This is a genomic window from Rhizobium sp. KNZ14-9A (genome assembly GCF_056755015.1).
Genome location: NZ_JBPGXB010000002.1, coordinates 3,223,617 through 3,248,453, shown reverse-complemented (window position 1 = coordinate 3,248,453; position 24,837 = coordinate 3,223,617). Strand labels below are relative to the sequence as shown.

Below are 24,837 nucleotides of genomic sequence, written 5' to 3'. Positions count from 1 at the left end.
CGCAATTGCGTGAAGACAAAGGAGCAGAGCAGGTTTTCCACCGCGAAGCCTTTATTTTTCCTCGCAAATCGCCAAAATCCGCAGGACCTTCAAAAAACTATCATTTGATGCTTGCCATGGGCGAACAAGATGCTATAACCCCGCTCGCTTCCGGGGCGAACCAAGGCCCTGACATTCTCAAGCAGGATGTTTCCTAAGAAGCATGGCTAGCCCAGGTAGCTCAGTTGGTAGAGCAGCGGATTGAAAATCCGCGTGTCACTGGTTCGATTCCGGTCCTGGGCACCATTCAATCTCTGAAGCATTTCTATCCAAACATACATGGCATTGTAGAATGCGGTGTATCCACCTTTGTGCGCTCGGTAGGCGCGACTTCACGACTTCATGAGCGGCCCGCCTTTTGAGGCTCATCATCATGCAGGAAGCAGATATCGATCCTCAGGGGAGAAAGTGTTTCCAACTGGTCGCGGATCTAACCTGACTGGTGTAGCGCGCCGTACACTGAACCCTGCGCCATCTTCACCTCCTCTGCACAATCCCGCGTAACCCTCGGACCTTAGTCCGTTTCGGATAGGCGCATTTTTGCGCATGATCCGAAATTGGATCGCAACAATGGGGAGGATACTGTGATCTACGAAAAGCGGAATATTACCGACAGTCCGAAAGAACGGACGCTCTTCGAGAGGGAAGCAGTGGATGCCCTCAACAAGCATTATCGGCGCCCGATCGCTATCTGGTTTTCCTGGCAGCCAGGGCAGAAGCCTAACACCATCGATCTGCGGGCCACTCCCCAGGTACTAACTCAAGCTGAGAGTCGAGGTCCGAGAGGGCTTCCATGATTTGAGAGACCGTGCCGAACGAGCTGCGGGATGATGCCCATGCAAACTCCCGACCCTTTGCGTTGACGTTCGACGGCCGGCTTCGGCTCGCATCGGCTGCGAAGCTCCGCACCACAACGTCAAACGGAAATGTCGTGCGGTTCCTCAACCGGCCCGAATTCCGGCGGACGAGAGAATGGCGAACGTCCGAGGTCGAAGCTTGAGAACCAGCCCGGCGGTCCGTATTTTGTTTCGTCGCTCAAATTGGGCGGCGGAAACAGTCCGGCAAACTTCGCGTAGGATATCATCACGCCAAAAAACAGCGTGAGGACGAAAGCGACTTTCTTGGCTCGGGAGACATCATCTTTTTGCATTTGTTTGCCTGCTGACAACGACATCGAACCAGTTGGTACGAAAATCGTGTCAGGAAATTGTCGAAACGAATATGTGATAGCAACCGGGGCTCTTAGGTATTGCATTCCGTTGGAACGTCGCCGGAATTTTCGCTCCAACAGGCAACGGACGGAACCTCTCGCGACCATTTCCGTTTATGGCCCATGGCCCGTCAAACGTTCTGGAAAGGTTACCTCAAGCTCTCGCTTGTCACCGCGTCCGTTTCACTGACGCCGGCGACGTCGGAGTCGAGCAAGGTGCGGTTTCATGTATTGAATCGCGCAACGAAAAACCGCGTCGAAAGCCGCTATGTCGATAGCGTCACACACAAGCCCGTTGCCGAGAGGGATCAGATGAAAGGCTATCCGCGTGGCGAGGACGACTATGTTCTGCTCGAGGACGAGGAGATCGAAGAGGTGGGGCTGGAAAGCACGCGCACAATCGATATCGATACTTTCGTGCCGCGCGGGTCGATCGACTGGATCTGGTACGACAAGCCACATTTCCTGGCGCCGGAAGACAAGGTCGGCATTGAGGCCTTCTGTGTGATCCGCGAGGCGATGAAAGCCAACGATGTCGTCGGCATCGCTCGGCTGGTGCTTTACCGGCGAGAGCGTGCGGTGCTCCTGGAACCGCAAGGCAAGGGCATCATTCTCTGGACGCTGCGTTATGGAGACGAGGTGCGCGAACCGGCGGCCGAACTCGATATGAAGGCGAAGGTCGATAGCGAGTTGCTGACCCTGATGAAAAAGCTGGTCAAAGAAGAGACGAAGGAATGGAGCCCTTCGATGGTACAGGATCCGGTTCAGAAGCGGCTGAAAGCGTTGATCCGCAGCAAGGAAAAGAACCTCAAGAAGGCTGCCCCGGCTCGCAAGCCTGCGCCGGTGAAATCGACGGGCAATGTCATCAACATCATGGATGCGCTGAAGAAGAGCCTGGCCGCTGAAGGCGGTAGCGGGAAGTCGCGATAATCTTGAAAAGTCCGCAGGGTTGGAAGTGAAGCCCTATCGCTTCCGCTTCTGCAATGGCTTTGCCGCCGCAAAGAACCCATCCCAAGGGTCCTTGCTAAGCGCATCGAGCCGCGCCGGCGTATTATCGACGGTGAAATAGGCGGGGCCGATTTCGGTGGTCAGTTCACTCCATTCCAGCGGCATGGAAACGGCCGCACCCGGGCGAGCGCGCGCGGAATAGGCGGCAACGGCGGTGTTGCCGCGGCCGTTCCGGAGATAGTCGATGAAGATCTTGCCGCTGCGCTTCGCCTTGGTTGCGGTTGCAAGATAGCGCTCGGGATCATCTTGCGACATGCTGTCTGCCAGCCATTTGGCAAAGCCCTTCACATCCGCCCAACCGGCCTTCGGCTCAAGCGGCGTCACCACATGCAGGCCTTTGCCGCCGGATGTTTTGACAAAGGCTGCAAGGCCTTCACCTTCGATGCGTACCTTCAATTCGTAAGCGGCGGCTATCACATTTTCCCATGGCACATCCTCGGCGGGATCGAGGTCCATGGTGATCATATCGGGTTTTTCCCAATTATCCGTCGTCGTGCCCCAGGGATGGATTTCCAGCACGGCAGATTGCACCAGCGCCACGAGACCGTCGAAATCGGTAATGCGCAGTAGCTTCTCTCCACCCTTGTCTTTGGGGTCGGTAATTTCCTCGATATGGTCGTTCATGCCTTTCCAGGCATGTTTCTGGAAAAACCGTTGATGGCCGGAAATCCCGTCGGGCAGGCGCAGCAGGGCAAGCGGCCGGTTGACCACATAGGGCGCCATGAGGTGCCAGACCTGCGCATAATAATTGGCGAGGCCTTCCTTGGTGACGCCCTCATCCGGCCAGTAGATGCGGTCGGGATGAGTGAGCGGCACCGCCAATTTCGGCAGGTTTTTCGTGGTCGTCTTTTCCATCTCGCGCACAACGTCCTTTGCCGGCTTGTCCTCCCGCAATCCGCGGAAGGCCGCGTGGCGGAGATTACCATCCGCCGACCATGCGCGGAACTCCACTTCGGCAACGAGCTGCGGCTTGACGTAATGCAGGCCGCGCCGTTCCTCGGCGGTCAGCGTGTCGTCGAAGGAATTCTGCTTCATCTCCATCGCAGAAAGCCGCTCGTAAAGCATCTGCGCCGTCGCGACCGTGAAACCAGTGCCGACGCGGCCGACATGCTTTAGCGCGCCATCCTCGTAATAACCCATGGCGAGCGAGCCGATGGCATTCTTCATCGCGGTCGAGGGCACATAGCCGCCGATGACGAATTCCTGCCGCTGCGAGCATTTCGACTTGATCCATTCACCGTTGCGGCCGGAAATATATTTGCTGTCGCGCTGCTTGGAGACGACGCCTTCGAGGCTGAGCCGGCAGGCGTGATCCAGCACCAGCCCGCCGTTCTCGTTGAAATGCGTGCTGTAACGCAGCTTGCTGCTATCTTTGGGAACCACCGTCTCCAGCAGACGTTTGCGTTCGAGGAGGCTTACATCGAGCAGGCTGTATCCGTCGAGATGGAGCAGGTCGAAAGCATAGAAGACGAAGCGGTCGTAACGACCTTCGCTGAGGTCGTGCTGCAGGGAAGAGAAGTCCGACGCGCCGTTATCGCGCTCGACGACGAGTTCACCATCGATGACGGCCGTTTCGACCGGTAAGGATGCAAAGGCATCGACAAGGTCCTTGCCGAATTTCTCCGTCCAGTCGAGACCGCCGCGTGTGAGCATCGTCACCCGCCCATTCTCAATCTTCACCTGTAGCCGGTAACCGTCGAACTTGATCTCGTGGATCCAGCCCTCACCGGCCGGTGGCTTGGGCTTCAGTTTGGCGAGCGCCATCTCGATGAAGTCGGGCATATCAGCTTTTTTCGCGCCCTTTGGCCAATCCTGCTCTTGCGGCGCAGAGGATTTTGCCTTTCTGGCTGGCGCCTTGGCCTTTGCGGCAACGGCCTTGCCACCCTCCGGTCTGGAGTGCCAGGTGGCGTTGGGATTCTTCGCCACCTCTTCGAGTTGCCGACCGGTTTTGGCGGATTCGGGGCGCTCTTCGAGGATATCGGCTTCACCCTCACGGCGGGCTTCCTCGTCGTCGCCCTTGATGAGCAGCCAGTTCTCGCGCTTCTCGCCGGGTTTTCCATGCATGCGCACCAGATGCCAGCGCCCCTTCAGCTTCTCGCCGTCGAGTTCGAATTCCATGTGCCCCTTGCGATAGGCCTTGCGTGGATCGCCGAGCGGCGTCCAGCTGCCGCGATCCCAGACGATGACCGTGCCGCCGCCATACTGGCCCTTTGGAATGATGCCTTCGAAATCGCCATAGGAGAGAGGATGATCCTCGACATGGACGGCAAGGCGCTTGTCTTCGGGGTTAAGGCTCGGTCCCTTGGTGACGGCCCAGCTTTTCAGCACGCCATCCATCTCAAGGCGGAAATCATAGTGCAGGCGGGTGGCGTCGTGCTTCTGGACGACGAAACTGTTGCCTGTCGCCCGGCCTTTCCGGCCGCGCGGCTCCGATGTGATCTTGAAATCGCGTTTGGCCTGATAGGTTTCGAGCGCCATGATCAGCTCGCTTTTCTGCTGGTTCTATCAGAGGTCTTGCGTGCGGCAGTCTTCGTCGCCGGCGCCTTGCCACCCATTTTCGCACTTTGGCGCAGCGCCTCCATGAGATCGACTACCTTGCGCTCCGGCTCGCGCTTGCGTTTCGGTGGCACGCGGCCTTCGATCTTGGCCTTCACCAGCTCGACAAGCGCGGCCTCGTAGCGGTCGTGATATTCACTCGGGTCGAAACGGCCCTCTTTGGTACCGATGATATGGCCGGCAAGCTCCAGCATCTCCTTGTCGAACTTGATATCGGGAATGTCCTTGAAGACGGAGCTTGCCGAGCGCACTTCATAGTCGAAGTTCAGCATGGTCGCGATGATGTGGTCGTCATGCGCGCGGATGAGCAGCGTGCGGTTGCGGCGGAAGAGCACGGCTTCGGCAAGGGCTGCCACCTTGCCGTCAAGCATGCCTCTGGCAATCAATGCGAGGGCTTCCGCGTCATGCTCGTCGACTGGTGCCAGATAGTAGGGGCGGTCGAAGTAGAGCTTGTCGATCCCATCGAAGGGAATGAATCCCTTCACGTCAAGCACCTTGTCGCTTTCGGGCATGATCTCCGAGATCTCATCGCCTTCGATGAGGATGTAGTCGCCGCTCTCCATCCGATAGCCCTTGACCTGATCGTCGCGCTCCACCGGTTTGCCGGTTTCGCTGTCGACGAACTGCCGCTCGACGCGATGACCGGTCCTGCGGTTGACGATGTTGAAAGAGACGCGGTCGGAAGAGGAAACGGCGGTATAAAGGCCAACGGCGCAAGCAAGGTCGCCGACCTTTAGATGGCCCTTCCAGCTTGCGCGTCCCGCCATCGCTTCCTCCGTTCAGAGCCTGCTGTTGCTTTTGTCGGTTTCGATCTGCTGGAATTTCCAGCCGCTTCCATCCGGCGCCGGATAGGCGAGCAGCGCATCGCCCTTGCCGATCTTCTGGCGCGCGGCTGCGTTTCTTGCGCGATCCATCGCCTGTTCTGCCGTGGCGTAGGGTTCAGACAATGTATCACCGAGCTTGTAGGCCCAGCCATTGTCATGCGGAACGATCTGATAGGTGATGTCGGCCATGTGCTTTCCTCCTTGTCAGCCGTTCTGGTCATTCATTGCCGGGACGAGCGGCTGCGCCGCTCGTCAAGCGCAATGATCTTTTCAAGCGATGCTATATCCTCGCTGGTGACGACAGGAACCGGATCGGCGGCGATCGCCTCCAGTACTTCCTTGGATACCGCACCGTTGCGGATTGCCCATTCCAGCGTCTCACGTGTCTCCCGCTCGGCCTTGAGCTGGGCATAGAGCGCGACGATCAGCCGGTCGCGCGCATCCATACTGCTGTGCTTGCGATCGATCTTGCGGATGCCGGGCATGGGAAAGTCCTGCCTCTTCGTGAAGTTGTTCAGGTGAAAAAACCGCTGACCAGTGGAAAGGTTCCGCTGAGCGGTGCAACGAAAATCAAAATCGCCGCATTGCGGGTTTGTGGCCAAGACACTATCTGAAAGCTATATTCGATAGAGGATTTCAAAATGGCCGATCTCAAGGCGCGTCCCCGTCCCACAGGTGCAAATGCCGTTCTCGGTCGCACCGGTTTCCCGCACGTTACGTCGGTCACCGGCGGTGAGATCGATATCGTCACCAGTCCATCACAGCCGGGCTTCAACCCGCTCGACCTGCTCTATTCCTCGCTTTCGGCCTGTCTCGTGCTGAGTGCCCGAATGGCGGCAAGCCAGCTCGGCATTCTCGACAAGATCACCGAGATCACCGCTGATGTGACCGGCGAAAAGGCGGTGGAAGGGCTGTCGCGCGTCGCCAAGTTCAACATCATCTTCTCCATCAAGGGCGATATCGACGAGGAAACGCGCCGCAAGATCGCACATATGGCCGAAGACGAAATCTGCACCGTCAGCAACACCATCAGAGGCACTCCGGAATTCGCAACCACGATCTCCGGCTGATCAGGTCGCCGCAGGTTTCTGCATGAAAATTATAGACAATAGGACCGGAGCATTGCATGGCCTTCGTGCTCCACCTATGCTCCGGCATCGATTGAAATGACGCCGGCTGAGATGCAGTTCCAGACAGAGCCTTCGAACGAACAGAAATCCCAGCGGCGGCTCGTCGCCATCATCGGCGGCGGCGTTTCCGGGGCGGGTGTCGCCTATCATTTGCTGAAGCTTGCCGGCGACGATGCACCCGATATCGTGGTCTTCGAGCCGCGCCCCATGCTGGGCCGCGGCCTTGCCTATGACACCGCCGATCCGGCGCACCGCATCAATGTGCCGGCCGCCAAGATGAGCCTGCAGCCGGATGATCCGGAAGAGTTCCAGCGCTGGATCGAGGCGAACAATGCCGTGCGCGACGATCCCGAAGCTGCGCGCGAGAACGGCCAGCTTTTCCCGCGCCGGCGCGTGTTCGGCGATTATGTCGGCTCGCTTTTGAAGCCCTTCCTGAAGTCAGGCGCCATCACTCATCGCCGCGCCACAGTGACGGCCATCCGTCGCGATCGTGATGGCTGGGTGATCCTCGACGACAAGGGCGGGCTGATGGAAGCCGGTATCGTTGCCATCGCCACCAGTCATCCGCCGCCGGTCGCACCGGGCAGGCTTGCCGCTATTCTCTCAAGCCATCCTCGTTTCGTTGCCGATACCACGAAACCAGGTTCCCTTGAGGTCGTGCGGCCGCAGGACAGAGTTCTCGTCATCGGCAACGGGCTGACGGGGGCAGACGTGATCGCTTCGCTTGCGCGAAACGGCCATGAGGGTCCTGTTGTGGCGATTTCTCGCCGCGGCCTGCGCTCTCGCGGCCATGCCGCGGTTCCGCAGGAACCCTTCGGCGATTTCATCGCCGATCCCGCATCCTCGGCAGTCGCGCTGTTGCGCAAGATCCGGCTGACCATTCTCCAGGCGGCCGGACAGGGCTTGAGCTGGCATGCCGTTATCGATCAGGTGCGCTCCCAGGGGCACGATCTCTGGCGCGCTTTGCCGGTCGCCGAACGGCGGCGCATCGTCCGGCATCTCAGGTCCTACTGGGATGTTCACCGTTTCCGCATCGCCCCGCAGGTGGAGGCGGTGCTCGATTCAGCAATCGAGGCCGGCCGGCTGGAAGTGCTTGCGGCATCTGTTGCCGATGCCAAGGTCGAGGGTGAAACAATCCGCGTCACCCTGCAGCCGCGGCATGCCCGCGAAAGATTGGAACGGACGTTTGATGCCGTCATCGTCACGACCGGTCCTGCACATGGTGGCATTTTGCAGACGCAGCCGTGGCTGGGTGAACTCGAGCGCGAAGGCTATCTCGTCCTCGATCCGACTGGTCTCGGACTTGCTTGCTCCGAGCGTTCCGAAGCGCTCGGAGCGGATGGTCAGGTGATCCCCTCGTTGCTCATTTCCGGTCCGCTTGCGCGTGGAACCTTCGGTGAATTGATGGGGTTGCCGCAGATCACCGAACATACGCTCTTCGTTGCCCGCGAGATCACAGACAAGCTGAAAGCCGCAGCCGCGGGATAATTGGCGACCTATTTCTGATCGATCTGTCGCTCTCTGACTGTCTTCGCGGCGCGACTCCTGATAGTCGCTGTGTCAGTCGCGGCTTGTGAGATCAGCCGCGCAGAGAGCATCGAGATCATGTCGCAGGCCGCTTCCCCCGTTTCCGAAACTCCATCTTCCAGCCGCCTACCGCTGTTCGCCCTTATTATCGGCGGCGCGGCGATCGGTGGATCGCCGATCTTCGTGCGGCTTTCCGAGGTCGGGCCGATGGCAACGGCCTTCTGGCGTGTGGCATTGGCGCTGATCCCGATCTTCATCTTCTCGCTTCTGCGCAAGGATACCGGCCCCAGGCCGAAGAGCCTTGCCGATTATGGTATGCTAATCCTGCCGGGCGCCGTGTTGGCGCTTGATCTGTCGGCCTGGCATCTGTCGATCACCATGACCTCGGTTGCCAATGCGACACTGCTCGCAAACCTTGCGCCGGTCTTCGTGACCGCCATCGGCTTTCTGTTCTTCGGCACCAAGGTTACCCGCGTCTTCGTGCTCGGCCTCATCCTGGCATTGGCCGGCGTGGTTGTGCTGAAGGGCGGGCCTGCTGCCTTTGGAAATGGCGACCTGCGCGGTGATGGCGTCGCCATGATCGCCGCCTTCTTCTATGCCTGCTACATCCTGGCGATCGGCGCGCTGCGCAGTCGTTTCGATACGATCCGTATCATGCTGTGGAGCACAGCCTCTGCCGCAGTCGGCGTCTTCCCGCTTGCGTTCTTCTTCGAAGGCCACATGCTGCCGGCAAGCCTTTACGGCTGGTCGGTGGTTTTCAGCCTTGCCTTCGTCAGCCATGCCGGCGGGCAAGTGGCGATCGCCTATGCGCTTGCCTATCTGCCGGCAGCCTTCTCCTCGCTGACGCTGCTTCTTCAGCCGGTCGTGGCGGCCATCCTCGCCTGGGCGCTGCTCAACGAATTGATCACGGCAATGCAGGCCTTGGGCGGCCTGATTGTTCTTGCCGGTATCACGGTCGCAAGGCGTGGCTAATCCCGTTTAAAGGAAGCTTGACCATTGGCTGATAGATCTGTCCCGGAGTTTGGGCAGGATCGGCCATGGCGAACCTTGATCAGGTATTTTCAGCTGAAGTTCAAAAGGCGGAAAAGCCGCAGGAATTCGCTGCGCGGCAGGCTTCGACTGCGCCCTTGCTGGTCTTCATGGCCCTTGCCGCCATCCTTGTCGCTCTCTTCAAATTTCCGCCGCTCCTCGATTATGCGAACCACTATGCCCGCATGTGGCTGCTCGCCGGCGGCATAAAGGAAGCACCTTTCCCCGAAATCTACGCGATCGAGTGGAACCGCACTTTCACCAATGTCGGCATTGATCTGCTCGCCCGCTTCATCGGTCCCGTCATCGGCGTCTCACTGCTCGCCCGCGTCCTGCTGTTCCTGGCGATTGTCCTGCCACCACTAGGCGCCATCGTGCTGCATCGGCGCCTGTTCGGCGGCAGCTACTATTGGCAGATCGGCATGCTCTATCTCGCCTGGTGCGCCACGCTGGTCGGCGGTTTCATCAATTTCCAGATAGGCCTCGGCCTTGCATTGTTGTTTGCAACGCTGGACCACCGCCTGGAGTCCGGGTCTGCAGTCAGGCTCTTCTTATGGCGGGTGGCCGTATCGCTGCTGCTCACTGTCGTCCATATATTCTCTGTAGGCTTTTTTCTGGCGATCGTCTGCGGACTGGAATTTTCCTGGCGCTTTGATGTCCTCAAATCTCGTTCGGCGGTCCTGCACCTTACCGGCAGGCTTGCGGCCGCAATGATCGCCTGCCTGTTTCCACCGCTTGCGTTGGCGCTGACCGCTGCCGACCTCCCAGGCAGTCATGCAGGCAGCATCCTGGCAGCTTGGAACGACGGCCCGGCGCTGCTTGTTCTCAATCTGCTGTCGGCCGTCTGGACCTATGTTGCGCTCGTCGACGTAATTTTCCTTGTGCCGATTCTACTCGTTTGCAGCAGGGCGATTGCCGCAAAAAACATGCGCGTTCATGCCGGGCTTGTTATCACTGCGGCAGGCCTTCTTGTCCTATCCATCCTTTCGCCACGGCATGCCTTTGGCACCGGTTGGATAAGCTGGCGCTTTCCCATCATGGCCGCCCTCGTCGGCATGGTAATGATTTGCCCCTTTCAAAAGGTCGGTCGGCGTCAGGCTATCATCCTGTTCCTCGCCTTGAATGTCGCTGTCTTTGGCCGGACCGCCTGGATCGGTTTCAACTGGTGGCGGGGTCAGGCCGATGTTGCGAGCGTCGAGAAGGTGCTTGAAGTCGTTCCCTCGGGCGCTGCGATCCTGCCGCTGCAGCACGATCCGGCCTTTGCGGAGATAAAACTCGATCAGCGGCATTACGCGTTCACCGAGGATACGTTCCGGCATCTGCCGACATTGGCCGTTCCACTGGCGCATGCTTTCGTTCCGACACTCTTCAGCGCGCGGGGCAAGCAACCGCTCGCCGTGCTTCCCGCCTGGTGGGAGAAATCGGTGCCGGAAGGAAATCTCTTTTCGACCGGTGTGCTTTCTTGTCCCGGCCTGATGGCGGACGCCGCCAGCTTCACGCCCTATCTTGTCGACTGGCGCAGCAAGTTCGATTTCATCCTGGTCGTCAACGCCGATGTCGTCGATCAGAATGTTGGCGACGTGATGCCGGCGGGTACCCGCCTTGTAGAAGACGCCGGCTTTGCAAGGCTTTATGCGATCGATCCCAACGCACCGCTGACGCCGGCTGCCGTTCCGATCTCATGCCCCGACAGCTTCCACTCGTAGGTTATTGAGTTTCCTGCAGCTTATTTTCCTGCAGCAGCCATTTCTGAATGATCGGCACGTCGGCATCGCCGAGATCGTGACCGCCGGGGATGACGTCGGAATCGACGGTCGCACCCGACGTCTTCAGCCGCTCTTCCAGCTCGCTCGCATATTTGCCGTAGGCATCCATCTTGCCGCTGATGACAAGCAGGTCCGTGCCCTTCAAGTCGGCATGCGGATAGGCGCTGAGCACCGGCATGGAGCGCAGAAGCACAGCCTTGTGCACCAGGTTCGGGTGCAGGTAGAGCAGCGAATTCAGAAGGTTAGCGCCGTTGGAGTAGCCGACATAGACAACCTTCTTCGGATCGAGACCATAGGATTTGACCGCGCCTTCGATGAATGCGGCGAAGGCTTCGGCTTCGTTCTTGATGTCGTCCTGGTCGAAGGAGAAAGGCGTGATGCGCTTGTACCAGCGCGGAAAACCTTCCTCGGTCGCGCGCCCACGGACGCCGAGAAGGGTGGCACGTGGCGCGACCTTGTTCAGCAGCGGCATCAGCGTCGTCTCGTTGCCGCCGGAGCCGTGCAGCAGCACGAAGACGCTGCCGTCTGGATCGGGCGGGGTATAGAAACGATGGACGAAGGGCAGGTCGCGATAATTGATGCGCGGCTGGCCGGGCATCGAAAACTGCGGCAATACGACCTTCAGGTCGCTGAGATTGGTGATCGAATCCTTCGGCGGAATGAAGAGCTTGGTCCCGAGTGTAGCTTTCGGCTCATCCACCAGCATGCCCGGCTGGTTGGTGGCAAGCTCTATCAGCGTGCCGCCGGGCTCGCGGGCATAGAGCGAGCGGAAGTATTTGCGATCGTGCAGGTTGGTCGCCGATGCATTTTCCTTTTCGAGCGCCTTGTGAACGGCCAGAACGGCTGCGTCGTCATCTGCGCGGAAAGCGACATGGTCGACCGTGCCGGTACCCGGCGCGCCGGACCAGAAGCCACGCGCATCGCGCACGTCGATGATATCGCCCGACTGCGAGACGAGGCGGTCGATCGTGCCGCGATTTGCCTGGAACCTGTACCCGAAATGGCTTTCGATGAAATGGCGGCTCTCGTTCGGCTTTTCGGTCAGCATGGTCGCACCGCGCACGCGCTGTACGGCATGCTCGATCGGCACATCGTCGCCGTCCCAGGCAGCCGGCGATTTCAGATCCTTGGCGCCGGCAAGCTTGACGATGACATTGTCAGGATCCTTCAACCGCAGCACTGGCTCGCCGAATTCATCCGCGGGGCCTTCCGAGCGGAAGCCGAAGCGCATGGCACGCGTCAGCCAGTAACCGATACTGTTCGGATCGATCGCCAGCGACATTTCGCTGATCTGACCGTAGCCAGCCCGGCCGGGTGCTCCGTCCTCCCAGACGAGGAAGGTGACGAGCGAGCCCGGACTGCCCTCTGCATCGCCATAGAAGAGGTGAAGCTGTGTGGCGTCCTCGAAACCGGCCGTCTGTTTGACGAGCCGCATGCCGAGGAATCCGGCGTAGAAATCCACATTCGCCTGCACCTTGCGGGTGATCAGCGTGATATGGTGTATGCCTGAAGCCATGGATGAAAGCCCGAATTGAAAAGGCGAGGCCAGGAGCGCGAGTATGAGGGTCGTTGCTAGCGTCATACCGTTGCCAATGACCTTTTCTCTAATTTTGTTCCGCAAAAAGCACAAGTGCGTCACCGCGCGGCAGGAGCTCAAGCGTGTCGACCTCCTCCAGTGCTTCTTCGAGTTGTTGCAGTGTCGGCGGCTTGACCATATAGGCGAGTGCGCCGAGGTCTTTTGCCCGTTGCATGTCACTTTCGTCGCTTGAGGTACTGAGCACACAGACCGGAATCCGGTTCAGCCGGTGATCGGCTGAGAGCGCGTTCAGCACCTCGAAACCATCCATGATCGGCATGTTGATATCGAGCAGCATCAAGTCGATCTGCGGCTCGTCCGGAATACCGGCGCGCTGCTCCAGAAGCCGCATCGCCTCGCGGCCGTTGGTCGCCACATGCAGGTTGAAGTTCACCTTCTCGCGCCGCATCAACTTGATCTTCAGAAGCTGGATATCGGCCGGGCTGTCTTCCACCAGCAGCACTTCGGCGAGCCTGCCGCGGCTTTCGCTCGTATGGTCGGATGCTTTTGCCGCCTGTGGCTGTTCGCTGGTGACCGGCTGATCGCCTGATATCTTCGCGAGCGGTACTTCGAGCAGGAAGGTCGCACCACTGCCGGTCTTCGCCTCGCACCAGATCGATCCGCCATGCAGCTGCGCGATGCGACGGCATATGGCAAGCCCGAGCCCTGTGCCTTCGATGCCGCGGCCGACGAGGCGCTTGAAGGGTTGGAAGATCAGCTCACGATGATTGGGGTCGATTCCGGGCCCGTTGTCACCGACCGTCAGGCGGCATATCCCCCTGTCTGCTATGGCCGAAACGCGCACTTCCGGAACGGTATCTTCACAATAGCGGATCGCATTGGAGACGAGGTTCTGTAAAAGCTGGATCAGCAGCGTCGCATCGCCCATCACCTCCGGCAGCCGACCGCGGATGATGATCGCCTGCCGGCTTTCGATCTGCTGATGCAGATTGTGCTCCACCTGATCGAGCACGGCCGACAGCGAGACCGGCTTGAGCTCGAGCTCGCTCGAAACCTCCAGCTTCGTGAAGCCTGAGACCTTGACGATCAGGTCTTCCATGTGATCGGCGGCGCTGAGGATATAATCGAGAAGTTCGCGGTCCTCGGCCGGCAGTTCGGCCGAGCCGTGCAGGATGCGGCTGAAAGATTTGATCGTTCGCAGCGGCTCTTTGAGATCATGCGCCATGGCGCGGGTGAAGATTTCGAGCGACTGCCGCTTCTGCTCAAGCTTTGCTTCCAGTACACCATGCATCACGGCATTCTGGATGCAGCGATGCAGCGTCTCGGGCGATAGCGCATCCTTGGTGAGATAGTCGCGCGCACCGCTTTTCATCACTTCAACTGCGACGGTTTCGTTGCCCTGGCCGGTCAGCATCACCACATTCGCGGCCGCATCTTGGGCGAGGATTTCCGAGAGCACGCCAAGGCCGTCGCGGCCGGGAAGCGAATAGTCGAGCAAAATACAGTGAGGGTGCCTCTGGCTGTTGAGGGCGAGACCCTCGTCGCCGCTCTCGGCCTCGATCACGGTATAGTTCGTGCCGGAGACCCGCGCCAGCATGCGGCGATAGACTTCCCGGTCGTCTATATTGTCATCGATGATGAGAACGCAGCAGTCTTCCGCCAAACGTCAGTCCTCTAGGGGCAGGATTGCGATTTCGAACCAGTATTCCTTGAGCCGCTGGATAGCGGCGAACAGTCCGTCGAGATCGACCGGTTTCTGTACATAAGTGTTGGCGCCGAGCGCATAGCAGCCCTCGATGTCGCGCTCGTCGTCCGATGTCGTGAGGATCACGACCGGGATCTTGCGCCAATGCGCATTGGACTTGATCGCCTCAAGTGTCTTGCGCCCGTCGAGACCCGGCATATTGAGGTCGAGCAGGATGAGGCCGGGCTTCGGCGCCATGGTGGCGAGCACGTCGAGCGCTTCCTGACCGGAGGCTGCCCAGCGGATGGGGTTGCGCAGATTGGTGCGCTTGAAGGCCCGCATCGTTGCTTCGAAATCGTCTTCGCTGTCCTCGACGATGAGGATCGGTTGCGTGTCACGCTGCAGCATTCTGGCCCTCGCGCTTCCTTCCCAAAGTAAAGTAAAATGTCGTGCCGATGCCGACGTCCGACTCCAGCCATATCTCACCATTGTGACGCCCAATGATCTTGCGCACGAAGGTGAGCCCTGCGCCGGTGCCGTCCTCGGAATCCTGCGATTTTTCAAGCCGTTTGAAAATGCGGAAAATATCCTCGTGGAATTCTTGGGGTATGCCCTTGCCGTTGTCCTTCACGTAGAAGACGTTGCGGGCCGTCGTCCCGTCCTTGCCGGCATAGCGTTCCAGATAGCCGACGCTGATGAGCGGCACGGGTTTGTCGTTGTATTTGATGGCATTGGTGACGAGGTTGCGGAATACCTCGGTTAGCCGCGGGGCATCGCAGACGACCTCCGGCAGCATCCCGTCGATGACGACCTTCGCATGCCGCTCCTCCAGAAAAAGCTCCATGGTGGCGACGACGTCGCGGATGATCGAACCGATATCGGTTCTTTTGACCGCGAGCTGCTGGCGACCGATGCGCGAGAAATAGAGAAGATCGTTGACGAGCTTTTCCATGCGCTGACTGAGCCGGACAAGCCGGTTAAGCCGGCGCACGCCGTCTTCGTCGAGCTTCTCCTCATAATCTTCCAGCAGGAAACGCGAATGATTGTGCAGGCCGCGCAGCGGTTCCTTGAGATCATGCGAGGCGATATAGGCGAACTCATCGAGATCGTGGTTGGAGCGTTCGAGATCGGCCGTATATGCCTCGAGCTGCGCAAGCGTCGTCTTCATCCGCTCCTCCTGCCGCATACGCTCGCTGATATCGCGCACGATGCCGACGAAGGTCTTGCCCGAGCCGCCGACGACAGCGCTGACCGAGAGGTCGATTGGGAAGACCACGCCGTTCTTGCGCCGGCCGGAGACCATGCGCGTCGTGCCGATGATGCGTTCCTCACCGGTACGCCGGTAATTGCCGAGATAGGCGTCATGTTCGGAATGATAGGGTTCCGGCATCAGCATCTTGATATTGTTGCCGATCACTTCCTGCGGCGTGTAACCGAACATGGTCTCGGCGGCTGGATTGAAGCTCATGATCCGCCCCACCTCGTCGATGGAGATCACGGCGTCAGGCGTATTGCGCACCAGCGCGCTGAAGCGGATGCGCTCGGTTTCCAGATGCTGGCTGTTGCGCATGAAATAGAAGACGAAAATGGCAATCAGCCAGAGCGTTGCTGCCGTGATCGAGCGATTGGTGGCTTCCCGCCAGTAATCATTCTCAGCATGGTTGACGGCGAAAAAGCCAAGCAGGATCAGGACCGTGCAGACGAAGGCGAATAACATCGGCGCGTTGCGATTACCGAACCAGAGCGCCGTCAGCACGAGCGGGACATAGAGAATACCGTTTGCCACGCCAAGCGGCGTATAGAGATCGACGATGAGGCCGGTAAAACAGATCGATGCCGGTATCCAGAGGGGGATCTGTGCCCTGTTGGTTGGCAACATCCACCAGGATCTGGCGAGAAGCCCGCAACCGAAAGCCACCAGACCGATAGCCGTAGGCAAGGCCATCGCGGCATAGGGACCCCAGCGATATCCCTGTTCGGCATCTGTGACGTATCCGGCAAGTGCGATCATGCCGAGTGTGATCGCGATATAGCTGGTGAGTTCCTGTACAAGCTGGCCGCGCGGCTCCTTCCCATAGAGCGCAAAGAGAATGGAAAGATTGGTGATCAGGAAGATCAGCGCTGTGTTCGGGCCCATGCCGCCGCCGATCTGTTCGACAAAGGTTGGAGAGATGAAAAACTGCGTCAGGAACACATCGACATTATGTATCGTGCGGCCGAGCGTGATGATCTCTGTCAGGCGCACCGCGGAAAGCAGGGCGGCAAGGCCGCAAGTAATGACGGGCACGATGCGGTTAGGCTTGCCTGTCTCCATCGACGTGGCAAGCCCGATACCCGACAGCACGAAGCAGATGGCGGTATTGAATGCCATGGACGGAAAGCCGGGCACGATCGAGATGATGATTTCGACCTCCAGCAGCCACCCGGTCAGCGCCGTCAGGCCGAGCAGGACCACCAGGTAGCCGATGAGGAGCGCGACCATGCGGTAGCGACCGCTTTCCGCCCCGTCTCGTCCTGATGTAGCAGTATCCCGCACCTGCATCACCTCTCCGCCATGTCCTTGTTGGCGAGCCATCTTTTCCGAAATCTACGAATACTCAATAGGCAGATTGTTGCGCAAAATATGCTTTTTCGACAGTAAATCCCTAAAGGTCGATATCGAATTTTAGTGAAGTGGCGTTAATGTCTCAGTGAAGGACAGTGCAGAACATCAGAAACAATATCCGGATTGTGGTGCCAGATGTCGATCTTGTTTTACGTCGACGATAGCAGGGATGATCTCTTCTATCTCGACTATATCCGAAAGAAACAACAGGTGGATGTTGATCTATTCTGTTTTCCCACCGCACAGGCTGCATTCGGGGCGCTTGAGGAGCGTCTGGAAAGAGGCGAAGGCGTGCCGGATATACTGATCGCCGATCTCTACATGCCTCTCGACAGCGGCAGCGGGTTGATCGCGCGGCTGCGACAGGATGATCGCTTTTCCACCATGCAACTCGGCGTGTGCAGCGGTTCGGATGCGGTGGAGGACCGAGAACGGGCACTTGCCGCCGGTGCCGATTTCTACCTTGAGAAGCCGCTGGACTTTGCCAGGATCACCGGCAAGTGGTGATTGCGGCAAGTGCAATTTATTTGCATGCAAAAAGTGCGCGACGCCAGCAAGAAAGCACAATTGACAAGCCTGGCAGTGCATTTCAAACTGCAACCGAAGAGAAGAAAACCAAAAAGCACTGAGAGAGCCGTCCGATCCCTGTTCGCCGCCACGAACGTCAGCCAACCCCTTAGCTGATGGCCCGACCGGCTCTCCCGCGCTTACTTCTGGCACTGTCTTCCGCATCCATGGATGTTGAATACGGAGAGATTGGGATACCTAGGTAAGAGCTACTATTCGAGTAAACTGTCCTACGCATCACCTGTAGTTGAGATGTCTCCGCCTGCGATATCGAAAATCCCCATTTCGTTATCGATCATCAACCATCTCGCAATTTTTGTAGCTGTTCGCGTTTAAGACGTATATCCCAAGATTTCGGGATCGTCGGAATGAGAATTGGGGAGGAGGAAGAGTGGGAATGACCAGTGCTGCCGCAGTTCCCTTTCATGCCGGTCCGGAACTTAGCCGGGCTATCAATCGCACGGATTTTTTTCGCCTGCTGAAGGCGGCCGCACAGCATTACAATTTCGACAATTTTACCCTGGCGCGCATCTCAGAGGCTGCAACTCCTTTCGGCGAACGCGATGTCGTCATCACCAATGTCGCCGAACGACGCATGAGCCTCTTTGTCAAAACTCTCAAGGAAGCGCTCGGAACTGCCAAGGCGCGGACGGCGCAGTTTTTGACGACGCCGGTGCATGGAAAGAGTGCGGCGATAGAAGGCTACCCGCCAGACCTCGTCTTCAATGAGTTCAGCGGCAACACATTCCTTTTCATTCCACTGTTTACGCCGGAAGGACGTCGCTACTGCCTGGTGCTCGCCGGCCAGCGTCCGGAGCCGGACCAGGGCGAGGTGGCGGATATTCTGCTCGATGCCATGCGCATCTTCGACAAGCTGTACGAGGAAATCCTGACGCAGGAAATATCCGGTCGGCTCACGCAGCGCGAAACCGAAATCGTCAAATGGACGAGCGAAGGCAAGACCTCTGCGGAGATCGCCATAATCCTCGGTCTTTCGGAACATACGGTCAATTCCCATATCACCGCCGCAGTCCGGAAGCTCGATGCCGTCAACCGCGTTCATATGGTGGCGATCGCGTTGCGAAACGGTCTGGTTTCGTGAGCGGGGTTCATTTCGGGGAAAGCTGAAACGATGAGTGCGGAAGCAACGCGCAGGAATGCGGTAAGGGTATTGTTCGTCGATGACGAGTTTATCGAATTCCGTTCGCTCAAAAAGAAGATCGCCGATCTCTCCGAACCGCGTGTCGATGTCGAATATTCTCAATCGATCGGCGATGCGCTGGACAAGATAAAGGTCGCTCGCTTCGATCTCATCCTTCTCGACAACCGCCTGTTGCCGAATGCGGATTTTCGCGAGACCGTACCTGAACTCAGGGGCATCGGCTATACCGGCCCGATCGGTGTCGTCTCGACCGATATATCTGGTAACTATTTCCAGGAATTCCCCGATTACGGCGTCGATTTCCGCATCGGCAAAGATGAGATCGACGTCCAGACGCTACAGCACATCATCCGGGAATACGTGACCTATGATGTCCCGGATTTCTGGAAGGATGATTACAGCATCTGACCGGAAAGCCTGATGCGTAGATTCAAAGAGTTAGAGCGTCCTTTGTGCGTCCGAATGGACGCACTGCGCCCTAAGCCGGCAGGCGGATCGCAAAGCGGCTGCCGCTCTCATCGGAATGGTCGAGCCTGATATCGCCGCCGAACGCGCCGAGCAGGTCCCTCGTGGTCGTCAGGCCAAGCCCCGGTCCGGGCACGCTGCCTGCTTTCGGCAGCTTCCAGAAGGCATCGAAGATCTTCTCCCGATAGGCAGGTTCGATGCCGCAGCCGTTATCAGCAACGATGATGCGCCAGTCCGCACCTTCCCGTGCGGCCGTCACGGTGACGTGGGGCGCAGCGGCGCCATGATATGTCAACGCATTGGAGAAGAGGTGCCTCAGAACAATGATCAGAAGTGCGGCATCGCTGCGGATGAGAGGCAGATTGTCCGCATCAAGTGCCGCGCCGTTCACCGGAAATTCCTCCAGCGACTGCTTCCAGGCCTCTTGCGCAACGTCGGTGAGGTGCACGTCACCGATGGTAATCTGCGGCGTCGTTCCCGCAAGGCTCATCAATGCCTTGGTCAGCCTCTGCGCCGTCTGGGCCTTGTCCATGATCATCCTGAGGCTCTGCAGCTGTTCGCTGTCGAGCGTCGGCTCCAGATCGTCGAGCAGCATTTCCGCATACATGGCGATATGGCGGAGCGGCGATTGCAGGTCATGCGAGGCGGTCGCGAGGAAGCGTTTGATGCGCTCCTCCTGATCCCCGGTGGAACCGGCTTCCGGCTTTTTCGCCGTCGGGTTGGAAGACATGTGGCGGTGCTCCCGATCTCTTTGAACCGAACATAGAAAGAGGGCGCCGGCTGTGCAACCGGCGCCCTCTCCAAGTCCACCTTAAATATCGACGGTTTAGCCTGCCGTTTTGCGCGGCTGGCCTGCATCCGGCGGAATGATTTCCACGGCTGCATCGTTCGAAGCTGCCACTGCCTTGGCATGGCGGCGGCGCCAGTCGCCGAGGAAGAGCAGGATCGGTGCTGCGATGAAGACCGAGGAAGCGGCGGCGACGAGAATGCCGAAAGCCATCGGCACCGCAAAGCTTTCCACCGCACTACCGCCCCAGATTGCCATCGGCAGGAGCGAGAGGAAGGCTGTCGCATTGGTGTAGAGGCTTCGGGCCAACGTCTCGTTGATCGACTTGTCGATGATTTCGCGCAGCGGCATCGACTTGTAGAGGCGCATGTTTTCACGCATACGGTCGTAGACGACGACCTTATCGTTCACCGAGTAGCCGACGAGCGTCAGGATGGCGGCGATAGCCGTCAGGTTGAAGTCGAGACCCGTCAGCGCGAAGAAGCCGATCACCTTCGTCACGTCGAGCACGAGCGTGACGATGGCGCCGACGGCGAAAGGCCATTCGAAGCGGTACCAGATGTAGAACAGCATCGCGAGGCTGGCGATCACTACGGACAGGATACCTGCCCAGGCAAGCTCGCCGCTGACCTTCGGACCGATGACATCGGTGCCGGTGACGGTTGCCGACGGGTCGATCTTGACGATCTCGGCCTTGAGCTTGGTCACGGCTGCCGTCTGTGCTTCTTCACCACCGTCCTGACGCTGTGCGCGCACAAGCATGGTGTTGTTGTCGCCGAAAGACTGCAAGGCCACTTCGCCGATGCCAAGGCCGTTCAGACCTTCGCGGAAACGGCCGAGATCGGCTGCATCCTGCGTCTTCACCGACATCTGGATACCACCACGGAAGTCGACGCCGTAGTTGAGGCCCGGATAGATGAAGAGGGCGATCGAGGCGATCGACAGCAGCGCGGATACGGTCACGCCGAAGAAGCGCGCCTTCATGAACTGGATATGCTTGTCGTAGGGGCTGAAGAAGGGGAACAGCGGCTTGATGTTCAGGACCTTCATCTTCCGGCGGCGGGTGATCTCGATCATAGTGACGCGCACGAAAGCGACCGAGGTGAACATCGAGATGATCAGGCCGAGCGCCATGGTCACGGCAAAGCCGCGAACCGGGCCGGATCCGAACCAGAACAGGACGGCTGCGGCAATCAGCGCCGTCATGTTGCCGTCGATGATGGTCGAATAGGCGCGACGGAAGCCGGTGTCGATTGCCGCAAAGGCGCTCTTGCCCTTGCGGGTTTCTTCACGGATGCGTTCGTTGATCAGGACGTTCGCGTCGACCGCAAGACCGATGCCGAGCACGACACCGGCGATGCCGGGCAGCGTCAGCGTCGCGCCGACCAGCGTCAGCGCCGAGAAGGTCAGGATCGTGTGGATGAGAAGCGCGGTGTTGGCCAGAATACCCCAGGTGCCGTAGAGCACGAAGATGAAGGCGGCGACGAGCGCGAAGCCGACGACGCCGGCATAGAGGCCCATCCGGATCGCATCCGCGCCGAGATCGGCGCCGACGGTGCGTTCTTCGATGACGGTCAGCTTGGCGGGCAGGGCGCCGGCACGCAGCATGGCGGCGAGCGTATTTGCACTGTCGGTCGAGAAGTTGCCGGAGATCTGGCCCGAACCGCCGGTGATCGGCTCGCGGATGACGGGCGCACTCAGCACCTTGTCGTCGAGAACGATCGCGAAGGGATTACCGACGTTCTGGCGGGTAATATCGGCAAAACGTGTCGCACCGGCGCTGTCGAAGCGGAAGGTGACGACCGGCTGCTGGCTCTGGTCGAAGCTGACGCGGGCATCCGAGAGGCGGTCGCCGGAAATCTCGACGCGGTCGAGAACCGGGTAGCTGTTGCCCTCGTCGTCCTTCATGATCGTCACACCCGGGCCGGCCTGGCCGTTCGGGGCGAGCATGTGGAAGGACATCTTGGCGGTGGAGCCGAGCAGTTCGCGAAGGCGGGACGGATCCTGCGCGCCCGGAAGCTGCACGAGAATGCGGTTGGCGCCGATACGCTGGATCGTCGGCTCGGCAACGCCGACCTGGTCGACGCGCTGGCGGATGACTTCAAGGCTCTGCGTGACGGCATTGTCGACGTTTGTCGAAATACCGGCCGGGGAGAAGCCGATAGTGATGTTGCCGCCATCGGCTGTGACTGCAAGATCGGACTGGCCGGCACTGATGCCGCTGGCGATCACATTGCCGAGCGTGCGAAGCTGGGTGACGGCCGCATCGCTTTGCGACGGATCGGCGAGCGAAACAACGATGTTGTTATTGTTGCGGACAACCGACTTCGGCTGGATGTTCTTTTCGCGCAGCACACGGCGTGCGTCCTGCAGGAGCGAATTCAGGCGCTCCTTGGTGAGGTCGGCTTCATCGACTTCGAGCACGAGGTGTGAACCACCGCGAAGGTCGAGACCGAGAGAAACCTGGCTGTGCGGCAGCCAGGAGGGGATGCGCTGCAGCACGCTCTGCGGCAGCGCATTCGGCAGGGCGATCAACAGGCCGAACACGATGATCACCGTATAGGTGAACACCAGCCATGGTGAATTGCGCATGTTTTAAATCCTTGGATAATGCTTGGGCCGGCGCAACCGCGCTGCGGCATGTCTATGGATCAGAAGCGCCCGAAGGCGTGTGATTCAGGCAGCTTGCGGCGGTGCGCGCGGCTGGTGGGCCCGGGCTGCCGCAATGAGCAGCGGGGCTTCGAATTCAGCCGCCCCCGTGGCAGCGCGCCAGTCGGCGAACTGCAATGCAGGAACAATGGTAAGCGCCGCCGGGCCGGTATCCTGGAGCGATTGTTTCGGTGCGGCCTTGCGATCACTGATCAGCAGGCCGCGGATGGCGTCTCGCGCCGTAACCTGCGTCGGCTGCGAATCCCGGCTGGAAGAGGAAAGGCTGTTCGGTGTTGCGGACGGGCCGATGACGATATTGCCGCCGAAAAGCAGGCCGAGATAAGCAAAGATCGCAACGACGACGGAGGCGGCAATACGGCTTGCCAGACGGCGCTGTTCCAGCACCATCTCCCCTGTATCGGCGATTTCACTCCCAGATCGGCTCAAAGGCGCGGCAATCTCTCATTCTTTTTCCGGCGGATACTCCACCGACGGCACGATTGTACCAGCCGAAGGTCCGTCTTCATAGGGTGCACTGTCATGATGCACTTGGGCGAGCCGGTCAACCATGCCAAGCGCAATTTCCCGCTCTCCCATGATCACCGTGTCGGCGCCGTATTGCCGCAGTTCGTCCACTTCGGCGTCGGAATGGGCGCGTGCAACGATCAGGATCGATGGATTGATGGTGCGGCCCTGCTCGGCGATGCTGCAGGCCTCGAAGGCGTTTGGGATGGCGATGACAAGGCTGCGGGCGCCGGCGATGTTGGCGAGATCAAGTGTTTCGCGAGAAACGGCGTTGCCGGGGATGACTTCGACGCCTTGCGCGCGCAATTCAATGATGCGCTTGTCTGAATCCTCGATGACGAGGAAGGGCGTGCCTGATGATTTGAGGTTTTGGCCGACGATGCTGCCGACACGGCCGTAACCAATAAGGATCGCATGGCGGTTCAGCGCTGTCGGATGGACCTCGTCGCTGTCGGCCACAGCCTCTTCCGGTGCCGGCGAAACCTCAGTGGCCGGAGCGGTCTCAGTGGCCGGTTCCTCGCGCTTCGGGCTTTCCAGCAGTGGCCGGATGCGGTCGCAGACGAAGAAGAGCAGCGGGTTGATGATGATCGAGATGATCGCGCCGGCAAGGATAAGGTCGCGCCCTTCCTCCGGCAGCAAGCCGAGATCGACGCCGAGGGCGGCGAGAATGAAGGAAAATTCGCCGATCTGCCCGAGGCTCGCCGAGATCGTCAGCGCCGTACTGACCGGCTTCTTGAAAAGCAGGACGATCAGGAAGGCTGCGATCGACTTGCCGATCACGATGATGAAGACCGTCGCAAGCACCGGCAGCGGTCGCTCGATCAGGATGTTCGGATCGAAGAGCATGCCGACGGAGACAAAGAAGAGCACCGCGAAGGCATCGCGAAGCGGCAGGCTTTCCTGGGCGGCTCGATGGCTGAGCTCGCTTTCGGCGAGAACCATGCCGGCAAAGAAGGCGCCGAGCGCCAGCGATACGCCGAAAAGCTTGGACGCACCGAAGGCGACACCAAGAGCAATTGCCAACACGCCGAGGCGGAAGAGTTCACGCGAACCGGTATGAGCGATGCGGTGCATGGTCCAGGGAATGAGCTTACGGCCGAAGACCAGCATCAGGGCGACGAACAGCGCCACTTTAACCAGCGTCATGGCGATGATGCCGCCGACGCCGAGATCGAGGCCGAAAATCCGGTTGAGGCCCGCCGAGAGAGGCTCGACCGGGCCATGACCATCGCCGGTGATGCTGGCGGCCGCCGGGATGAGCACCAGCGCAAGCACCATGGCAAGGTCTTCGACGATCAGCCAGCCGACGGCGATGCGCCCACGCTCTGTCTCGACGAGACGCCGCTCCTGCAGGGCTTTCAGCAGCACGACCGTGGAGGCGACGGAAAGCGCTAGGCCGAAGACGAGACTGCCGCCCGTCGGCCATCCCATGAAAGCCCCAAGACCCCAGCCGAGCAGCGTGGCAAAGCCGATCTGCACAACCGCACCAGGCACCGCGATGCCGCGCACGGAAAGCAGGTCCTTGAGTGAGAAATGCAGGCCGACGCCGAACATCAGCAGGATGACGCCGATTTCTGCAAGCTCAGGCGCAAGGCTCTGATCGGCAACGAAACCCGGTGTGTGCGGACCGACGAGAACGCCTGCGACAAGATATCCTACGAGAGGCGGCAGCCGCAGGCGATTGGCGAGCGCGCCCAGGATAAATGCCAGCACAAGGCCGCCGACGATTGTTGAAATCAAAGGCGTATCGTGGGGCATCGCTCTCTC

Annotated in this window: 22 protein-coding genes and 1 tRNA gene; 10 read left to right on the top strand and 13 right to left on the bottom strand. The window is 59.5% G+C overall.

Annotated features, from left to right (window positions below; all coding sequences use genetic code 11):
• Positions 1 to 5 precede the first annotated feature (5 nt).
• Together ACR9ZQ_RS22895 and ACR9ZQ_RS22890 are read left to right on the top strand one after the other, a co-directional pair.
• Positions 6 to 197, top strand: coding sequence for a hypothetical protein (locus ACR9ZQ_RS22895; RefSeq protein WP_310378915.1), 192 nt, complete (start codon positions 6 to 8; stop codon positions 195 to 197).
• A gap of 12 nt (positions 198 to 209) precedes the next feature.
• A tRNA-Phe gene (locus tag ACR9ZQ_RS22890) sits at positions 210 to 285 on the top strand.
• 670 nt (positions 286 to 955) lie between these two features.
• Here ACR9ZQ_RS22890 and ACR9ZQ_RS22885 read toward each other — a convergent pair.
• Positions 956 to 1,189: a hypothetical protein gene (locus ACR9ZQ_RS22885; RefSeq protein WP_481428850.1), complete on the bottom strand. Its 234-nt coding sequence runs from the start codon at positions 1,187 to 1,189 to the stop codon at positions 956 to 958.
• Between the two features lie 183 nt (positions 1,190 to 1,372).
• On the opposite strand from ACR9ZQ_RS22885, the gene ku (ACR9ZQ_RS22880) reads away from it, so the two are divergent.
• On the top strand, positions 1,373 to 2,179 hold the full coding sequence (gene ku / locus ACR9ZQ_RS22880) for a non-homologous end joining protein Ku (protein WP_481428849.1): 807 nt from the start codon (positions 1,373 to 1,375) through the stop codon (positions 2,177 to 2,179).
• Positions 2,180 to 2,212: 33 nt separating this feature from the next.
• Here the strand turns inward: ku (ACR9ZQ_RS22880) and ligD are convergent, their stop codons facing one another.
• Genes ligD through ACR9ZQ_RS22860 form a run of 4 tightly spaced genes read right to left on the bottom strand, consistent with a single transcriptional unit; the run spans position 2,213 to position 6,122 of the window.
• Positions 2,213 to 4,735 carry a DNA ligase D gene (gene ligD / locus ACR9ZQ_RS22875; protein WP_481428848.1) on the bottom strand — a complete coding sequence of 841 codons (2,523 nt, stop codon included), beginning with the start codon at positions 4,733 to 4,735 and terminating at the stop codon, positions 2,213 to 2,215.
• A 2-nt stretch (positions 4,736 to 4,737) separates the two neighbouring features.
• Positions 4,738 to 5,580: a non-homologous end joining protein Ku gene (gene ku, locus ACR9ZQ_RS22870; RefSeq protein WP_310378907.1), complete on the bottom strand. Its 843-nt coding sequence runs from the start codon at positions 5,578 to 5,580 to the stop codon at positions 4,738 to 4,740.
• A gap of 12 nt (positions 5,581 to 5,592) precedes the next feature.
• Positions 5,593 to 5,826 carry a DUF2188 domain-containing protein gene (locus ACR9ZQ_RS22865; protein ID WP_113321829.1) on the bottom strand — a complete coding sequence of 78 codons (234 nt, stop codon included), beginning with the start codon at positions 5,824 to 5,826 and terminating at the stop codon, positions 5,593 to 5,595.
• Between the two features lie 32 nt (positions 5,827 to 5,858).
• Positions 5,859 to 6,122, bottom strand: a complete 264-nt coding sequence (locus ACR9ZQ_RS22860) for a hypothetical protein (RefSeq protein WP_310378906.1) — start codon at positions 6,120 to 6,122, stop codon at positions 5,859 to 5,861.
• A 156-nt stretch (positions 6,123 to 6,278) separates the two neighbouring features.
• Here ACR9ZQ_RS22860 and ACR9ZQ_RS22855 point away from each other — a divergent pair, with 156 nt between their 5' ends.
• The 4 genes from ACR9ZQ_RS22855 to ACR9ZQ_RS22840 all read left to right on the top strand — a co-directional run bounded on the left by ACR9ZQ_RS22855 (position 6,279) and on the right by ACR9ZQ_RS22840 (position 11,029).
• Positions 6,279 to 6,707 (top strand): OsmC family protein, encoded by a 429-nt coding sequence (locus ACR9ZQ_RS22855; protein WP_310378905.1) that lies wholly within the window; start codon positions 6,279 to 6,281, stop codon positions 6,705 to 6,707.
• 96 nt (positions 6,708 to 6,803) lie between these two features.
• The gene (locus ACR9ZQ_RS22850) at positions 6,804 to 8,255 is read left to right on the top strand and encodes an FAD/NAD(P)-binding protein (protein ID WP_310378904.1); all 1,452 of its coding nucleotides are present in this window, start codon (positions 6,804 to 6,806) and stop codon (positions 8,253 to 8,255) included.
• A 117-nt stretch (positions 8,256 to 8,372) separates the two neighbouring features.
• The gene (locus ACR9ZQ_RS22845) at positions 8,373 to 9,266 is read left to right on the top strand and encodes a DMT family transporter (protein WP_481429351.1); all 894 of its coding nucleotides are present in this window, start codon (positions 8,373 to 8,375) and stop codon (positions 9,264 to 9,266) included.
• A 65-nt stretch (positions 9,267 to 9,331) separates the two neighbouring features.
• Positions 9,332 to 11,029 (top strand): hypothetical protein, encoded by a 1,698-nt coding sequence (locus tag ACR9ZQ_RS22840; RefSeq protein ID WP_481428847.1) that lies wholly within the window; start codon positions 9,332 to 9,334, stop codon positions 11,027 to 11,029.
• A gap of 1 nt (position 11,030) precedes the next feature.
• On the opposite strand, the gene ACR9ZQ_RS22835 is transcribed toward ACR9ZQ_RS22840, so the two are convergent.
• From ACR9ZQ_RS22835 to ACR9ZQ_RS22820, 4 genes are read right to left on the bottom strand one after another with little or no spacing between them, the layout of a single operon-like run.
• On the bottom strand, positions 11,031 to 12,671 hold the full coding sequence (locus ACR9ZQ_RS22835) for a VOC family protein (RefSeq protein WP_481428846.1): 1,641 nt from the start codon (positions 12,669 to 12,671) through the stop codon (positions 11,031 to 11,033).
• A 22-nt stretch (positions 12,672 to 12,693) separates the two neighbouring features.
• The gene (locus ACR9ZQ_RS22830) at positions 12,694 to 14,289 is read right to left on the bottom strand and encodes a response regulator (protein ID WP_481428845.1); all 1,596 of its coding nucleotides are present in this window, start codon (positions 14,287 to 14,289) and stop codon (positions 12,694 to 12,696) included.
• Between the two features lie 3 nt (positions 14,290 to 14,292).
• Positions 14,293 to 14,718: a response regulator gene (locus tag ACR9ZQ_RS22825; protein ID WP_007821084.1), complete on the bottom strand. Its 426-nt coding sequence runs from the start codon at positions 14,716 to 14,718 to the stop codon at positions 14,293 to 14,295.
• Positions 14,705 to 16,792: a sensor histidine kinase gene (locus ACR9ZQ_RS22820; RefSeq protein ID WP_310380050.1), complete on the bottom strand. Its 2,088-nt coding sequence runs from the start codon at positions 16,790 to 16,792 to the stop codon at positions 14,705 to 14,707. The genes ACR9ZQ_RS22825 and ACR9ZQ_RS22820 overlap by 14 nt, the downstream gene beginning before the upstream one ends.
• Positions 16,793 to 17,050: 258 nt before the next feature.
• Here ACR9ZQ_RS22820 and ACR9ZQ_RS22815 point away from each other — a divergent pair, with 258 nt between their 5' ends.
• The 3 genes from ACR9ZQ_RS22815 to ACR9ZQ_RS22805 all read left to right on the top strand — a co-directional run bounded on the left by ACR9ZQ_RS22815 (position 17,051) and on the right by ACR9ZQ_RS22805 (position 19,052).
• Positions 17,051 to 17,422 carry a response regulator gene (locus tag ACR9ZQ_RS22815; protein WP_481428844.1) on the top strand — a complete coding sequence of 124 codons (372 nt, stop codon included), beginning with the start codon at positions 17,051 to 17,053 and terminating at the stop codon, positions 17,420 to 17,422.
• 457 nt (positions 17,423 to 17,879) lie between these two features.
• Positions 17,880 to 18,584, top strand: a complete 705-nt coding sequence (locus ACR9ZQ_RS22810; protein ID WP_113321839.1) for a response regulator transcription factor — start codon at positions 17,880 to 17,882, stop codon at positions 18,582 to 18,584.
• A gap of 30 nt (positions 18,585 to 18,614) precedes the next feature.
• Positions 18,615 to 19,052, top strand: coding sequence for a response regulator (locus ACR9ZQ_RS22805; RefSeq protein ID WP_310378894.1), 438 nt, complete (start codon positions 18,615 to 18,617; stop codon positions 19,050 to 19,052).
• A 70-nt stretch (positions 19,053 to 19,122) separates the two neighbouring features.
• On the opposite strand, the gene ACR9ZQ_RS22800 is transcribed toward ACR9ZQ_RS22805, so the two are convergent.
• From ACR9ZQ_RS22800 to ybaL, 4 genes are all read right to left on the bottom strand, one after another.
• Positions 19,123 to 19,839 (bottom strand): sensor histidine kinase, encoded by a 717-nt coding sequence (locus ACR9ZQ_RS22800; RefSeq protein WP_310378892.1) that lies wholly within the window; start codon positions 19,837 to 19,839, stop codon positions 19,123 to 19,125.
• 96 nt (positions 19,840 to 19,935) lie between these two features.
• Positions 19,936 to 22,488, bottom strand: coding sequence for a protein translocase subunit SecD (gene secD / locus ACR9ZQ_RS22795; RefSeq protein ID WP_310378890.1), 2,553 nt, complete (start codon positions 22,486 to 22,488; stop codon positions 19,936 to 19,938).
• A gap of 84 nt (positions 22,489 to 22,572) precedes the next feature.
• Entirely contained in the window at positions 22,573 to 22,953 is a 381-nt protein-coding gene (locus ACR9ZQ_RS22790) for a hypothetical protein (RefSeq protein ID WP_310380047.1), read from the bottom strand.
• 54 nt (positions 22,954 to 23,007) lie between these two features.
• Positions 23,008 to 24,828, bottom strand: a complete 1,821-nt coding sequence (ybaL, locus tag ACR9ZQ_RS22785; RefSeq protein WP_310378888.1) for a YbaL family putative K(+) efflux transporter — start codon at positions 24,826 to 24,828, stop codon at positions 23,008 to 23,010.
• Between the last annotated feature and the right edge of the window lie 9 nt (positions 24,829 to 24,837).